The organism is Mediterraneibacter sp. 210702-DFI.3.120 (genome assembly GCF_020561005.1).
Classification (GTDB): Bacteria; Bacillota; Clostridia; order Lachnospirales; family Lachnospiraceae; genus Mediterraneibacter; species Mediterraneibacter faecis.
Genome location: NZ_JAJCNG010000005.1, coordinates 1 through 13489 on the forward strand (window position 1 = coordinate 1; position 13489 = coordinate 13489).

15 protein-coding genes and 2 tRNA genes are annotated in these 13489 nt (G+C 41.7%); all 17 read right to left on the reverse strand.

Going from position 1 to position 13489, the window contains the following annotated elements; genetic code table 11:
• Nucleotides 1–286 precede the first annotated feature (286 nt).
• Nucleotides 287–376, reverse strand: a tRNA-Ser gene (locus tag LI162_RS04035).
• 8 nt (nucleotides 377–384) lie between these two features.
• Nucleotides 385–470 (reverse strand) — tRNA-Ser (locus tag LI162_RS04040).
• A 221-nt stretch (nucleotides 471–691) separates the two neighbouring features.
• On the reverse strand, nucleotides 692–1384 hold the full coding sequence (ispD, locus tag LI162_RS04045; RefSeq protein ID WP_055148809.1) for a 2-C-methyl-D-erythritol 4-phosphate cytidylyltransferase: 693 nt from the start codon (nucleotides 1382–1384) through the stop codon (nucleotides 692–694).
• 190 nt (nucleotides 1385–1574) lie between these two features.
• Complete coding sequence (gene tsaD / locus LI162_RS04050) at nucleotides 1575–2603, reverse strand: tRNA (adenosine(37)-N6)-threonylcarbamoyltransferase complex transferase subunit TsaD (protein WP_227155803.1); 1029 nt, start codon at nucleotides 2601–2603, stop codon at nucleotides 1575–1577.
• A 12-nt stretch (nucleotides 2604–2615) separates the two neighbouring features.
• On the reverse strand, nucleotides 2616–3524 hold the full coding sequence (locus LI162_RS04055; RefSeq protein ID WP_020435984.1) for a ribonuclease Z: 909 nt from the start codon (nucleotides 3522–3524) through the stop codon (nucleotides 2616–2618).
• A 58-nt stretch (nucleotides 3525–3582) separates the two neighbouring features.
• On the reverse strand, nucleotides 3583–3819 hold the full coding sequence (locus LI162_RS04060) for a hypothetical protein (RefSeq protein WP_015529908.1): 237 nt from the start codon (nucleotides 3817–3819) through the stop codon (nucleotides 3583–3585).
• A 137-nt stretch (nucleotides 3820–3956) separates the two neighbouring features.
• The gene (gene tsaB / locus LI162_RS04065) at nucleotides 3957–5135 is read right to left on the reverse strand and encodes a tRNA (adenosine(37)-N6)-threonylcarbamoyltransferase complex dimerization subunit type 1 TsaB (protein WP_055148813.1); all 1179 of its coding nucleotides are present in this window, start codon (nucleotides 5133–5135) and stop codon (nucleotides 3957–3959) included.
• A gap of 89 nt (nucleotides 5136–5224) precedes the next feature.
• Entirely contained in the window at nucleotides 5225–5650 is a 426-nt protein-coding gene (gene tsaE / locus LI162_RS04070; protein WP_015529907.1) for a tRNA (adenosine(37)-N6)-threonylcarbamoyltransferase complex ATPase subunit type 1 TsaE, read from the reverse strand.
• 73 nt (nucleotides 5651–5723) lie between these two features.
• On the reverse strand, nucleotides 5724–6902 hold the full coding sequence (locus LI162_RS04075) for a phosphoribosylaminoimidazolecarboxamide formyltransferase (RefSeq protein ID WP_055166697.1): 1179 nt from the start codon (nucleotides 6900–6902) through the stop codon (nucleotides 5724–5726).
• 15 nt (nucleotides 6903–6917) lie between these two features.
• A complete protein-coding gene (locus LI162_RS04080; protein ID WP_054753425.1) occupies nucleotides 6918–7631 on the reverse strand; it encodes an IMP cyclohydrolase in 714 nt (237 codons plus the stop codon).
• Nucleotides 7632–7824: 193 nt separating this feature from the next.
• Complete coding sequence (locus tag LI162_RS04085; RefSeq protein ID WP_117916040.1) at nucleotides 7825–8304, reverse strand: CarD family transcriptional regulator; 480 nt, start codon at nucleotides 8302–8304, stop codon at nucleotides 7825–7827.
• A 180-nt stretch (nucleotides 8305–8484) separates the two neighbouring features.
• A complete protein-coding gene (locus LI162_RS04090) occupies nucleotides 8485–10041 on the reverse strand; it encodes an ABC-F family ATP-binding cassette domain-containing protein (RefSeq protein ID WP_020435979.1) in 1557 nt (518 codons plus the stop codon).
• A 20-nt stretch (nucleotides 10042–10061) separates the two neighbouring features.
• Nucleotides 10062–11240, reverse strand: coding sequence for a M20 family metallopeptidase (locus LI162_RS04095; protein WP_227155805.1), 1179 nt, complete (start codon nucleotides 11238–11240; stop codon nucleotides 10062–10064).
• Nucleotides 11241–11445: 205 nt separating this feature from the next.
• Nucleotides 11446–11667 carry a hypothetical protein gene (locus LI162_RS04100; protein WP_118175698.1) on the reverse strand — a complete coding sequence of 74 codons (222 nt, stop codon included), beginning with the start codon at nucleotides 11665–11667 and terminating at the stop codon, nucleotides 11446–11448.
• A gap of 22 nt (nucleotides 11668–11689) precedes the next feature.
• Nucleotides 11690–12031: an arsenate reductase family protein gene (locus LI162_RS04105; protein WP_015529900.1), complete on the reverse strand. Its 342-nt coding sequence runs from the start codon at nucleotides 12029–12031 to the stop codon at nucleotides 11690–11692.
• Between the two features lie 43 nt (nucleotides 12032–12074).
• Nucleotides 12075–12554 carry a GNAT family N-acetyltransferase gene (locus tag LI162_RS04110; protein WP_195942932.1) on the reverse strand — a complete coding sequence of 160 codons (480 nt, stop codon included), beginning with the start codon at nucleotides 12552–12554 and terminating at the stop codon, nucleotides 12075–12077.
• Between the two features lie 28 nt (nucleotides 12555–12582).
• Complete coding sequence (locus LI162_RS04115; protein ID WP_227155807.1) at nucleotides 12583–13479, reverse strand: AraC family transcriptional regulator; 897 nt, start codon at nucleotides 13477–13479, stop codon at nucleotides 12583–12585.
• Between the last annotated feature and the right edge of the window lie 10 nt (nucleotides 13480–13489).

The window sequence follows — 13489 nt, forward strand, 5'->3', positions numbered from 1 at the left end:
TTCATCCTGAGCCAGGATCAAACTCTCGTTAAAAGTGTTTGTATCCAGTTCAGAATCAACTAACTAGCTAATTCTTCCCTTTTTACTGTTGTTTTGGTTTGTTAAAAACCGTTCTTAAAAATCTTCTCTTAAAGAAATTTTCAAGGGTTGTTGTTGTCTATTGTTCAGTTATCAAGGTTCTTTGTTTGTGTCGTTCTTTTCAAGCGACAGCTTTTTTATATTAACATAGCTGTTTTTGTTTGTCAAGAACTTTTTTAAAAAGTTTTATGAGTTTTCATAAAACAAACGGAGAAGGAGGGATTTGAACCCTCGCGCCGCTACTAACGACCTACTCCCTTTCCAGGGGAGCCCCTTCGGCCAGCTTGGGTACTTCTCCATAAAAAACGGAGAGGGTGGGATTCGAACCCACGCGCCCTTTCGGACAAACGGTTTTCAAGACCGCCTCGTTATGACCACTTCGATACCTCTCCATAATACCTAATCATTGCCGATTAGCAATTCTTATTAAGTTGTTGTCGTTTCACTTGCGACGCTGATAATCTTATCATAAGGTGGACCTAAATGTCAACACCTTTTTTTCATTTTTTTCACATTTTTTTAACTTTCTTTGTTTTCCTTGATTTTTGGGGCTTTTTCCACACTTTACAACATCGGAAAATCCCCCTCTTTTCTTGAATTCCCTTGTATATTCCTACAGAAACGCTTCCGCCACAAGAAGATCTTCCGGTGTTGTGATTTTTATATTTTCATATGCTCCGGGATATAATTTAACAGTATGTCCCATCATCTGCTCGACTACCATCGCATCATCTGTCGCATTTTCGATTTTCTCGTTGATTAATTTCTGATAAGCTTCTTTGATCAGCTGGATATTAAAAACCTGTGGTGTCTGAACAAGCCAGAGTGTTTTTCGCTCCGGTGTGCCTTTCACATAATTCTTTTCGTCCACAACTTTGATTGTATCCTTTACAGGCATGCCGGCAACACATGCATTTGTTTCTTCCACGCAAGAATAGGCGCGTTCAATCATAGTATCATCCACAAAAGGTCTCGCCCCGTCATGAATATATACGAACCCATCTTCTTCTGTTATTTGCTGAAGACCATTCCAAACAGAATTATATCGCTCTGCTCCTCCAGATACAATTTTGCGTACTTTTGAAAAACCATATTTTTCTACGATTTCTTTTTGACAATATTCTTCTTCACCTGTACCGCTGACAAGAACGATTTCATCAATCCATGAGGAATCCTGAAATGCTTTCAGAGAATAATAAAGTACAGGATAACCTTTCAGCATCAAGTACTGTTTATGAACTTTTGTCCCCATTCTTTTTCCACTTCCGCCAGCAAGAACAACCGCTGTACAATATTTCTTCTCCATTTTTCTCTCCTGTTATTCACATTAAATACAGGATTTTGCAAAGTTATTCACAACTCATCACAAAATCCTGTTCATATCTAATTACAATTTAAAGAATCGTGTGGATAACTTTTCGTTTCCCACTTATTCCATTCATACTCACGGTACCTATACCATATGACAAAATCATGCCTCGATACACAAAATATTTCTATCTCTCTCCAAGCTTCAGGTTCGGTACAGCATTCAAATCCCATCCCGAACGAGTTCCGGCAAGGTATTCATAATAAGCCGCCGCTCCGATCATTGCCGCATTATCTGTACAGTAAATCGGTGACGGACGGTAGAATTTCATTCCACGTTTTTCACAGGCTTCTTCCATCGCTTCACGAAGCGCTGAATTAGACGCAACTCCTCCCGCGATCGCGAATTTCTTCATGCCGAGTTTTTCTGCCGCACGCATTGAATTACCCACAAGAACTTCTACTACTGCCTTCTGGAAAGATGCCGCAAGATCTGCAGGATCAAATGTCTCACCTTTCATCTTACAGCCATTAATATAATTCAATACCGCTGATTTCAGTCCACTGAAACTAAAATCATACTCTGCATCATTTACCTTTGCCTTTGGGAACTGGATTGCATCCGGATTCCCCTCTTTGGAAATACGGTCAATCTTTGGACCGCCCGGATAACCGAGTCCGATTGCACGAGCCACTTTATCATAAGCTTCACCCGCTGCATCATCTCTGGTTCTTCCGAGGATCTCATATTTTCCATATTCTTTCACGCACACAAGATGTGTGTGTCCACCAGATGCAACAAGGCATACAAACGGTGGTTCAAGATCCGGATGTTCGATATAATTTGCAGAAATATGTCCCTCAATATGATGCACTCCAACCAGTGGAATATCTTTTGCCCATGCGATTGCTTTTGCTTCAGCCACGCCAACAAGCAGGGCTCCTACAAGCCCCGGTCCATAAGTTACACCGATTGCGTCAATCTCATCTAATGTTGTCCCTGCTTCACTAAGCGCCTCTTCAATCACCTGATTAATCTTCTCAATATGCTTTCTTGATGCAATTTCCGGCACAACACCACCGTATAATTTGTGCAGATCAATCTGAGAAGAAATGATATTTGAGCGCACTTCTCGCCCGTTTCGTACTACTGCTGCCGCTGTCTCATCACAGGAACTTTCGATCGCCAGTATATTAATCTCTTTGCTTTCACTCATTTTCTATCCCTCTCAATCTTCAAACATCAGATCAACAGACATTCCATCCTTTCCAGCTTTCGCCCGAGGGAATATCTTTTTCACATCATTCATATAATGTTCCGGCTTTGTAAGTGACGGGCTATAATGTGTCAGCCACATCTCGCCAACATTCGCTTCTTTCGCCAGTTCCGCCGCTTCATAAAATGTCATATGCTTATACTCTACTGCCTTCGCTGCTTTCTCTTTCTCTCCATACATGCCTTCACAGATGAAAAGATCAGAATCTTTCGCATTCTCACGAATCGAATCTGTCGGCCTTGTATCTGTTGTATAAGTCAGCTTAATTCCTTTTCTCTGTGGACCGAGCACCATATCCGGTGTCAAAATTCCCATTTCACTTTCTACAGTTTCTCCGTTCTGTAAGCGACTCCAGTATTTCTGCGGAATCTCATTTGCACGGGCACGCTCCACATCAAACTTACCGGCGCGGTCAATTTCAATCGTATAACCATAGCAAAGTACATTATGGTTCACACGAAATGCTTTCAACCGGTATCCATTTAACTCAAATGTCTGCTCCGCTCCCTGAATCTCCTGATAAATGATTGGAAATGGCAGTTCCGGCGCAATTACGCGCAGGCAACTGACAACCCTTTCAAGACCTTTCGGTCCGATCAGTGTCAACGGTTCCCTACGGTCTGCATTTCCCATTGTAAGTAGAAGACCCGGAAGTCCACTGATATGATCCCCATGATAATGAGTAAAACAGATCACATCGATTGGTTTAAAACTCCAGCCCTTCTCTTTTACAGCTACCTGTGTTCCTTCTCCGCAGTCAATCATCAGACTGCTTCCGTTAAACCTTGTCATTAAGGAAGTAAGGAAACGATAAGGAAGCGGCATCATCCCACCACTTCCAAGCAAACATACATCTAACATAATATTCCTCTATCTTCTTGTCCATTACGGTTTGCCCGAAACTGCAAACCAGACTCTTTCATTCATCTTTACATTCGGTTGGAATGAGGAACCCCTTTGTAATTTCATCAAAACACTCCTCGCACAGATCAAAACTGCAGCTTTCTCCATCTTTTCCAGAAAAATAGCCCCAGGTATGCTCTACATGAAGCATCTCTCTTTTCGGAATCCCACTCACAACTTTTGTTTCTTTTCCACACCGGTTACAAATAATTTTCGTAATTTCTTTTGTTTCTTTCAACTGATACTGGCGCATACGTTTTCCTCCTGTGAGCAGCAATTATGTTGTTACTCATCATTGTAATTTACAAAAACGGAATATTCCTGTTTTCTTCCTTTGTTACGCCTCAATTATACAAAACAGTTTTCGCAATTTCCACTGGAAACTGCTGGTTATTTATCTATTTCCAGACTCATCAGTACTGCATCTTCCTTCGGATCCTGATAGAATGCTTTGCGGACTCCATCATTTATGAATCCTTCTCTCGCATAAAATGCTCCTGCTGCCTGATTACTTTCTCTTACATCCAACAGAACCTTTGCAATCTGATGCTCTTTACTCCACGCCTTCAAAGCTAGCATTAATGCATGACCAACTCCCTGACGTTTCATCTCATCAATCACTGCGATTCTTGCAATCTCCACTTCATCAACTGCAGTATAACCAAGCAGATATCCTACTCTTTTCCCTGCTTTTTCCGCAACAAAGCAGACACTATTGTTCTGTTCCAGCGTCTCTAGAATCGCCTTCTCGCTCCAGGCATCAGAAAATGACTGGTGCTCAATCTCAGCAACTACAGCACCGTCTTCAATCGTCATCTCACGCACTTCTGTCTTTGCTTCCTTTTCACGCTGCGCACGTTCGCGCTCTGCCTGAGACACACGCAGATAATCCGGCTTATGCGCCTTTGCTGTCTCATATTTTCCTGCATAATAATACGCAATACCAAGTGCTCCTACTACAGCCGCTCTCTGACGGTTCATGTATGATGGGGCAAATGAATACGGGACTTCAAGTCCCTCTTCAAGCATCTGACGATACACTGGTACTCCGTCTCCCAAAAATACAACCGGACGTTTATACGCATTCAGCTTACCGATCAACTCTTCTACTGCAATCGCCATCTGCTGTTCTTCCACATGAAATGCTGCCTCTGTCAGATGTGTTCCATCTTTCACTTCATGTGAAAATGAATACAATCCTGTATAAACCTGTTTTCTTCTGGCATCCATGATTGGGCAGATCAAGTCGCCACATCCATAAACATTATAGGCCAGTGCATCCACTGTTGGAACATGGATCAGAGGTTTTCCAAGAGCAAGTCCCAGTCCTTTCGCAGTAGCAGATCCGATTCTAAGCCCGGTAAAAGAGCCCGGTCCTCCTGACACAGCAATGGCATCAATGCTGGACAAATCCAGATCGATCATCTTCTTTACCTCATCAATCATCGGCAGAAGTGTCTGCGAATGTGTCTTCTTATAATTCACGGTATACTCCGCAATTGTCTGTTCATCCTCAACGACTGCAACCGTTGCTGTCAGTCCTGAGCTGTCTATCGCCAATACTCTCATGGTCTTGCTTCCTTCCTCTGTCAGCTGCTGTAAGAATGTTCTCTGTATCAACAGCCTTCTCTTTGTTCCATTCTTCTAATTTTTTATCGTTATTGTTCCTCGATTGTGATCCGACGATAATCAAATCCCTGTGTCAGATCCTTCTCGATCAGAATATTTGTCCGACGTTCCGGAAGAATCTCTTCTATCAGATTCGCCCACTCGATCAGTGAGACACCTTCTCCCATCACGTATTCTTCAAATCCCACCTCGTCCATCTCTTCAATGTCACCGATTCTGTAGACATCAAAATGGTAGAAGGGCAGACGCCCTTCTTCATAAACCTGAACGATGGTAAATGTCGGACTATTCACCGGTTCTTCAATCCCAAGTCCTTCTGCGAGTCCCTGAGTAAAGACCGTTTTCCCAACTCCAAGATCCCCGGTCAGGGTTAACACCTGACCTGGGAATGCTTTTTCACCAAGACTTTTACCGACTGCAAATGTCTCTTCCGGGCTTCTTGTCTCTATTACCATAATATTTCAGCCTTTCTATACCGCCGGTTCTTCACCAAAAGTCCCGGTTCTTTTATCATCTTATCTTAAGTTTCTAATGATGGAACAGACGGATTCCTGTAAATGCCATTGCCATGCCGTATTTGTTACATGTAGCAATTACATTATCATCACGCACAGATCCACCTGGCTGTGCAATATAAGTTACACCACTCTTATGTGCACGCTCAATATTATCACCGAATGGGAAGAATGCATCAGAACCAAGCGCAACACCTGTCAGCTGGTCCAGCCATGCTCTCTTCTCTTCTCTTGTAAATACTTCCGGTTTTACCTTAAATGTATTCTCCCAGACACCATCTGCGAGAACATCCATATATTCCTCTCCGATGTAAAGATCGATCGCATTATCTCTGTCTGCACGTCCGATTCCATCCTTGAACTGAAGTCCAAGTACCTTCGGATTCTGACGTAACCACCAGTTATCTGCCTTCTGTCCGGCAAGACGTGTACAGTGGATTCTTGACTGCTGTCCGGCACCGATTCCGATTGCCTGTCCATCTTTTACATAACATACAGAGTTAGACTGTGTATATTTCAGTGTAATCATGGAAATAGCAAGGTCGATCTTCGCTGCATCCGGGATCTCTTTCACATCTGTCACAACATTTGAGAAGAAATCTTTATCGATATTCAGTTCATTTCTTCCCTGCTCAAATGTAATTCCGAATACTTCCTTGTGCTCTAACGGTGCAGGCACATAATCCGGATCGATCTGAATAATATTGTAATTTCCTTTTTTCTTCTGTTTCAGAAGTTCAAGTGCTTCCGGCTCATATCCCGGTGCGATCACTCCATCAGATACCTCTCTCTTGATCAGGCGCGCTGTATCAACGTCACAGACGTCAGACAGAGAAATAAAGTCACCGAAAGAAGACATACGGTCTGCGCCACGCGCTCTTGCATAAGCACATGCAAGTGGAGAAAGTTCTCCAAGATCATCTACCCAGTAAATCTTCGCCAGTGTCTCTGACAGTGGAAGACCAACAGCCGCTCCGGCCGGTGATACATGCTTGAATGAAGTTGCAGCCGGAAGTCCTGTTGCTTTCTTCAGTTCTGATACCAACTGCCATCCATTGAACGCATCCAGGAAGTTAATATATCCTGGACGTCCGCTGAGCACCTTGATTGGAAGCTCTCTGTCATCGTTCATGTAAATTCTTGAAGGTTTCTGGTTTGGGTTACATCCGTATTTCAATTCTAATTCTTTCATCTGTCTTTACGCTCCTTATTTGTTCTTATTCACGATCTTTGTCTCATAGTTACCTGTCTCGATATCAATGTAACGGACAAATAATGACACTTTATTTTCCTCATTCAGGCTGTTCCACAGAAGGTCTGCAAACTCTTCCATGTTGTCCAGCACCTCTACCAACTTCGGTTCTCCCTCAAAGCTTGGAAGCGGGTTGCCATCATGCATATAAGTGTGAATAAAATGAGCTTCACCGGCTGCCGGATTCTCGTATGCAAAAGTATATCTGTTGCAACTGTCCGGGTTTCCGTTATTGCTCTTCAGGATTGACATTGCATAATTGAAATTGCCATTCTCAATATGCATCACACCAGAAATACGTGGTGTGTAGTTCGGACCATCCGGCTCGAATTCTCTAGAACGAAGAGACTGCTCAAAAGTAAGCTGCTTATCCATTCCTTCATAAATCGTATCTGTCTGATCTCCGTTTGTTACGATCGTCTTATTCCCCAATACTCTGACCGGTGCGTAAATAATCAGACTTGGGTCTGTAAGCTTCGATGGATCAAATGCCTGTGTGCGGATTCCCTCTCCGTCCTCTACAAACACACGGTTTCTACTGTTCTCACTGCGTCCCATAATAAAATAGGCAGTGACAGCCTTCTTTCCATCCGGGCTTTTACCAATAATAATTCCTCTTCCTGGATAAGAGTTACTCTTAAGTTCCTGCTCAATCGACAGCATCTTCATTGTTGTTCTCCTTTCGGTACGTTCGCTTTCTTGACAATCTACTAGAAAAAAACGAAAAACTTCTCCTAAAATAATAGATTCAGGAGAAGTATATCATGCACATGCTTTTTTCGCAAGTCCGGGCCCGGCAGCTATTGAATGAAAAATCCTGATTTTCCGTAGCTTCGGACCTCTTTCTATTAAATTCTAGTAACTATTCACTCTTTTTGATCAGTTCTGTCATCTCACCTGCCGGAATTCCAAGAACATAATTCATTTCACTTGAAAGCGCATGTTCCAGAAGCATCTGATATTTCTTATCCATGCTTGTCATGCTGCCTCTTCGTTTTGTTCGGCTATACAATGTCTTCAGCACTTTGACCCAGTTTTCAGGACAGAAGCTTGAGATACAATCCTTGTATTCCTGTTCTCTGTACTTTTCATTCTTTACATTCAGTATACCAACCTCTGCAAGATTATCCAGCAGTTCCTTCGCTTTCTGCTCACTTACCGGACGACGGATGTTCTTCTCATCATCAATCGGAACATACGCCTTATCTCTCTGATTGTCTATGGATTGTAATGTATAATAATCTTTCTTGCCATCCACAAATGAAAAATCCAGTTTTCCTACTTCTTCTACCTTGTACACTCCTCTGCACTTATATACAACTGCGTCTCCTCTGCTGAGCATTTTCAAAACCTCCTGTTCTTTTTATTTACACTGTTGTTGTCCACAATGTACTGCCCTTTTTATAACAGACTCTACGTGTGTAGTATAACATTTTTTCAGTATTATTTTAAGAGATTTTTAAATTTTCAAACATTTTCGTGATTATTGCATAATTCACATGCAGCTCTATTTGTGCAATTTTTAGAATACTTTTGTTGTCCACTGGCTCATATCCCACACTTCATCAACCACGTCCTGATAAAATTCAGGTTCGTGACAGATCAGAAGGATACTTCCCTTGTACTCCTGTAATGCCTGCTTGAGAGAATCCTTTGCATCCACATCAAGATGATTTGTCGGCTCGTCAAGGAGAAGGAAATTCGTATCTCTGTTTAACAACTTACAGAGACGCACCTTTGCCTGCTCTCCACCGCTGAGTACACGCACCTGACTTTCGATATGCTTCGTTGTAAGTCCGCATTTTGCAAGCGCGGAACGCACCTGATACTGTGTATAAGAAGGAAATTCCTGCCACAGTTCCTCAATACAACTATTACGGTTTTCTCCTTTTACTTCCTGCTCAAAATAACCAAGTTCAAGGTTATCACCAAGTTCAACACTTCCTGATAAAGAAGGAATCAATCCAAGAATACTCTTCAGCAATGTGGTTTTTCCAATTCCATTTGTTCCAACAAGTGCGATTTTCTGTCCACGTTCCATAGAGAAATTCAACGGTTTAGATAATGGTTCATCATATCCTGTCACAAGATCCTTCGTCTCAAAAAGCATCTTACCAGGAGTTCTTCCATATTTGAAATGGAATTCCGGCTTTGGTCTTTCTGCCGCAAGCTCGATCACATCCATCTTATCCAGCTTTTTCTGACGGGACATCGCCATATTTCTTGTAGACACACGAGCTTTATTTCTTGCAACAAAGTCCTTCAGCTCGCTGATTTCCTGCTGCTGACGACGGTAAGCCGCTTCAAGCTGAGCTTTCTTCACTGCATAAACTTCCTGGAAATGATCATAATCGCCCACATAACGGTTCAATTCCTGATTTTCCATATGATAAATAATATTCACGACTTCATTTAAGAACGGAATATCATGTGAAATAAGGATAAATGCATTCTCATAGTCCAGAAGATAACGCTTCAGCCATGCAATATGCTCCTCATCCAGATAGTTTGTCGGCTCGTCAAGAAGCAGGATATCCGGCTTCTCAAGGAGAAGTTTCGCAAGAAGCACTTTCGTTCTCTGTCCACCACTTAAGTCTGTCACATCTCTGTCCAATCCAAGATCAAGTAATCCAAGTGCACGCGCAACCTCTTCTACCTTCGCATCAATCGTATAGAAATCATGCAGTGTCAGTTCATCCTGGATCGTACCAAGTTCTTCCATCAACGCATTCATTTCTTCCTCATCTGCTGTTCCAAGCATATCACAGATTTCATTCATTCTCTGCTCCTTCTGAAGGAGTGGATCAAATGCGGATTTCAGAGCCTGACGGATCGTCATTCCTTTCTCAAGAACTGCATGCTGATCCAGATAACCTGCATGCACATTCTTTGACCACTCAACCTTCCCTTCATCCGGTAACATTTTCCCTGTAACAATACTCATAAAGGTGGATTTTCCTTCTCCGTTGGCCCCGACAAGACCAATGTGCTCTCCTTTCAAAAGTCGGAATGACACATCATTGAAGATTGCACGGTCTCCAAATCCATGTGTCAGGTGTTCTACATTTAATATGCTCATATCGCTCTCCAATCGTATTCTTATTCCTGATGACTCTCCAGCCATTTCACCGCACACTGTGCCAGACATGCCACACCGATCGGGCAGACATCTTCATTAAACTGCACCTTCGGATTGTGTGCCGGATAAGTTCCACGCTCATCCATATACCCTGCTGAGAGATACATAAATGTACTCGGAACTCTCTCTGCGATCACTGCAAAATCTTCCGATGCACTTGCACTCACATCCGGAACTGGAGTAAGGCCCGGAATATCCATCTCTTTCATATATCCAATCATATCGTCCGTCAACGCCGGATTGCAGATCAGCGGTGGAACTTCGGAGATCATCTCGATTTCCACACTTCCATTATATACATCTGCAGTCTTCTCTGCCACTTCTTTCATTCGGCGAACAAGAAGTTCTCGCTCTTTCGTATTGTTTGTACGGATCGTTCCCTGAAGAACTGCTGTCTCCGGGATGATATTTGCCGCCTCGCCGGCCTTAAACTGTCCAATTGTCAGAACGCATGCGTGCGCCGGATCAGTCTCTCTTGCAATCAACTCCTGCAATGCAAGATGAATGTGTACTCCGATATTAATCGGATCCACACCCGCATGAGGATAGGCTCCGTGAGAACCTTTCCCTTTGACCGTGATTTTAAATCCATCAACAGAATACATCATTGTACCTTTATCATTATACATAAAAAGTCCGACCGGCATCTTTCCCGGAGATACATGATACGCAAGTGCTGCATCTACCTTCGGATTCTCAAGAATCCCATGTTCAATCATATTCTTACTTCCCTGAAATGTCTCTTCCGCCGGCTGGAACATGAATTTCACAGTTCCTTTCAACTTGCTTTCCTGTTCTTTTAAGATTCTTGCCGCACTCAAAAGCATTGCTGCATGAAAATCATGTCCACAAGTATGTGCTGTTTTTCCTGTTGGACAGGCAAATGCTTCACCACTTTCCTCTGGCATCGGAAGTCCATCCATATCTGCACGCAGGAGAAGAACCCTACCGCCATTTCCAAGCGTTGCCGTAACTCCCTCCCCGCATTCAACCGGATCCAGACCATACTCTTTCAACTTATCCATCACATAAGCTTTCGTCTTCGGAAGCTCAAGTCCTGTCTCTGCATTCTGATGAATGTATCTTCTGTCTGCTACTGTTTCGTCTTTTAATTCAAGTGCTCTCTTGTAGAAATCCATCGTGATTGCCTCCTTGTGATAAATATAATTTTCTGCGTCCATTTTTCCCAGGCGCTTTTGTGATTATAACACTATTTTGATGCTTATGCACTAAAAGAATACGCCCCAGATCTGCAACTGCTTTTTTGCATTTTTTAACTATGCTAACCACTGGACAGGCGTCTGCATCAACAAATATTTACATCATCATTTCCACACTTTCCATCTATATATGGCTAATAACGGAATCCGGATCATTTTTATCGAAACAAACCTTGTCTCCTTCATTGATATTGTTTTTATAAAGCAGGGCATCCTCTGCTTTCACCCTCAATTCTTCTCCGGATGAATCTACAAGTGTAACCACTGCCATAACCGGAGCGTCTTTGGCTCGTTCTTCGCAACCAAAATCTAAATCTTCATCGATTCTCTTTACTATATAAATCATAATAATTTATCCTTTACTTTTCCTATTTCCACGCTTTCCAGACATCCGGCTGATACCCTAATGTTGATTGTTTTCCATTTCTTACAACCGGCGTTTTAATCACCTGCGGATTTTCAAGCACCTTTTCCAGCTTATCTTCATCTGCAATATACTTAATGAGAGCAAGAAGATCTTTGTCTTTTCCTTCCCAGTTGATCATATTTTCTAATCCACCATTCACCTGAGCAACTGAATTGAATTCACCCTTACTCATACCTTTTTCTTTCATATCAATGAACTGAAATTTGATTCCACGTTCTTTGAAAAACCGCTCTGCTTTCTTGGTGTTATTGCATTTCTTAGTTCCAAAAATCTGTATGTTCATTTCGTTTTCCTCGCATCTTTATATTGTCAATATTTGTTTATTATTACACTTCCTTATAATACAAACAAATATTCTGATATGTCCCATCTTTCATACGGAATCCATTCGGTACAGTTCCAATCTGCACAAATCCTAATCTCTCGTACAAGTGACGTGCGTGAACATTATTTTCTACCACTGCATTGAACTGCAGGATTTTGAAATCATGCAGCTTTGCCTGTACAAGGCAGTCACTCACGAGTTTCTCACCGATATGCTTTCCACGGCAAGTTGAATCCACTGCATAACTTGCATTTGCAAGGTGGCCACAGCGGCCGATGTTATTCGGATGCAAAATGTAAAGTCCTACAATTTCCCCATCGTTATCTGCAACACCACAATAAGTCTGTGATGCAAAGAATTCTGCCCCTGTCTTATCATCCAGGAACTCTTCCTGTGGAAATGCTTCACCATCTTCTACTACTTCATTCCAGATGTGAACCATCTCGGAAATATCTTTTTCTGTATATTTTCTAATTATCATAATGTCATTCTCCTCTTCTGTTTTAACTTTATTGTACTGTTGAATTTTTACTTTTCCGATATTCTGTTGGAGTCATTTTATAACTCTTTTTAAATGCTCTACAAAAATAATCTACATTATGAAACCCTGTTTCGTAAGAAATCGTATTGATTTTTTTCTCTGTATTTTTAATCAACAATGCTGCCTTCTTCAGCCGGTAACCAATCAAATAATTAATCGGAGTGATATGTAAAAATCTATTAAAAAGATTCAACACCGTACTTTTACTAATATTAGCATAACAGGCAATTTCCTCCAAAGAAATATCTTCTGCATAATTCTGGTGCAAAAACTGCATCATAAGCTTCAAGCGTGCCTGAACTGAACCGGAATCGTCCACTTGCTCTTCCATACACGTTTTGTCAATATTTTCATAAATGATCAGCCATAATTTCTGCATAAGAACTGATGTAAGCAACTTACCATCACCTTCTCTATCCTGTGCAGAAAATATTTGCTTCATAATTTCTAATGCCTCTCCTTGCCATAAATTCTCCCCGTTTAAGATCAAGTATGACAACGATGATGAAACAATCGGTTGAATATATTTTTGATAGATCAAACTATTTTCCGGCGCAAGAAAGGACGGCATACAAAGGAAATTGGGGATGACAGTTTCATCACTGGAATAAAATTTGTGCAAAATCTTTGAATTTATAAAAATACCATTTCCCTCTGATAGTGAAAACATCGATTCACCAACACATACCGTCATGTTTCCGGATTCAACATATACAAATTCCCATTCTGTATGCCAATGCCAGTCAATGCAATGAAAATCAAATTGTGATAACTTTTCAAAATAGCATTTAAACGGATAACTGTCCGTCCCATGTTTTGCTGATTCCATTAAATTCTCATCTGTTACAATTTTATTTTGTGCCATATCTTTCCTC

Excerpts from the sequence above, each read along its gene's own strand:
- ispD (WP_055148809.1), bottom strand. The coding sequence starts at position 1,384 with ATGGAGAAGAAATATTGTACAGCGGTTGTTCTTGCTGGCGGAAGTGGA.
- tsaD (WP_227155803.1), bottom strand. The coding sequence starts at position 2,603 with ATGAGTGAAAGCAAAGAGATTAATATACTGGCGATCGAAAGTTCCTGT.
- LI162_RS04055 (WP_020435984.1), bottom strand. The coding sequence starts at position 3,524 with ATGTTAGATGTATGTTTGCTTGGAAGTGGTGGGATGATGCCGCTTCCT.
- LI162_RS04060 (WP_015529908.1), bottom strand. The coding sequence starts at position 3,819 with ATGCGCCAGTATCAGTTGAAAGAAACAAAAGAAATTACGAAAATTATT.
- tsaB (WP_055148813.1), bottom strand. The coding sequence starts at position 5,135 with ATGAGAGTATTGGCGATAGACAGCTCAGGACTGACAGCAACGGTTGCA.
- tsaE (WP_015529907.1), bottom strand. The coding sequence starts at position 5,650 with ATGGTAATAGAGACAAGAAGCCCGGAAGAGACATTTGCAGTCGGTAAA.
- LI162_RS04075 (WP_055166697.1), bottom strand. The coding sequence starts at position 6,902 with ATGAAAGAATTAGAATTGAAATACGGATGTAACCCAAACCAGAAACCT.
- LI162_RS04080 (WP_054753425.1), bottom strand. The coding sequence starts at position 7,631 with ATGAAGATGCTGTCGATTGAGCAGGAACTTAAGAGTAACTCTTATCCA.
- LI162_RS04085 (WP_117916040.1), bottom strand. The coding sequence starts at position 8,304 with ATGCTCAGCAGAGGAGACGCAGTTGTATATAAGTGCAGAGGAGTGTAC.
- LI162_RS04090 (WP_020435979.1), bottom strand. The coding sequence starts at position 10,041 with ATGAGCATATTAAATGTAGAACACCTGACACATGGATTTGGAGACCGT.
- LI162_RS04095 (WP_227155805.1), bottom strand. The coding sequence starts at position 11,240 with ATGGATTTCTACAAGAGAGCACTTGAATTAAAAGACGAAACAGTAGCA.
- LI162_RS04100 (WP_118175698.1), bottom strand. The coding sequence starts at position 11,667 with ATGATTTATATAGTAAAGAGAATCGATGAAGATTTAGATTTTGGTTGC.
- LI162_RS04105 (WP_015529900.1), bottom strand. The coding sequence starts at position 12,031 with ATGAACATACAGATTTTTGGAACTAAGAAATGCAATAACACCAAGAAA.
- LI162_RS04110 (WP_195942932.1), bottom strand. The coding sequence starts at position 12,554 with ATGATAATTAGAAAATATACAGAAAAAGATATTTCCGAGATGGTTCAC.
- LI162_RS04115 (WP_227155807.1), bottom strand. The coding sequence starts at position 13,479 with ATGGCACAAAATAAAATTGTAACAGATGAGAATTTAATGGAATCAGCA.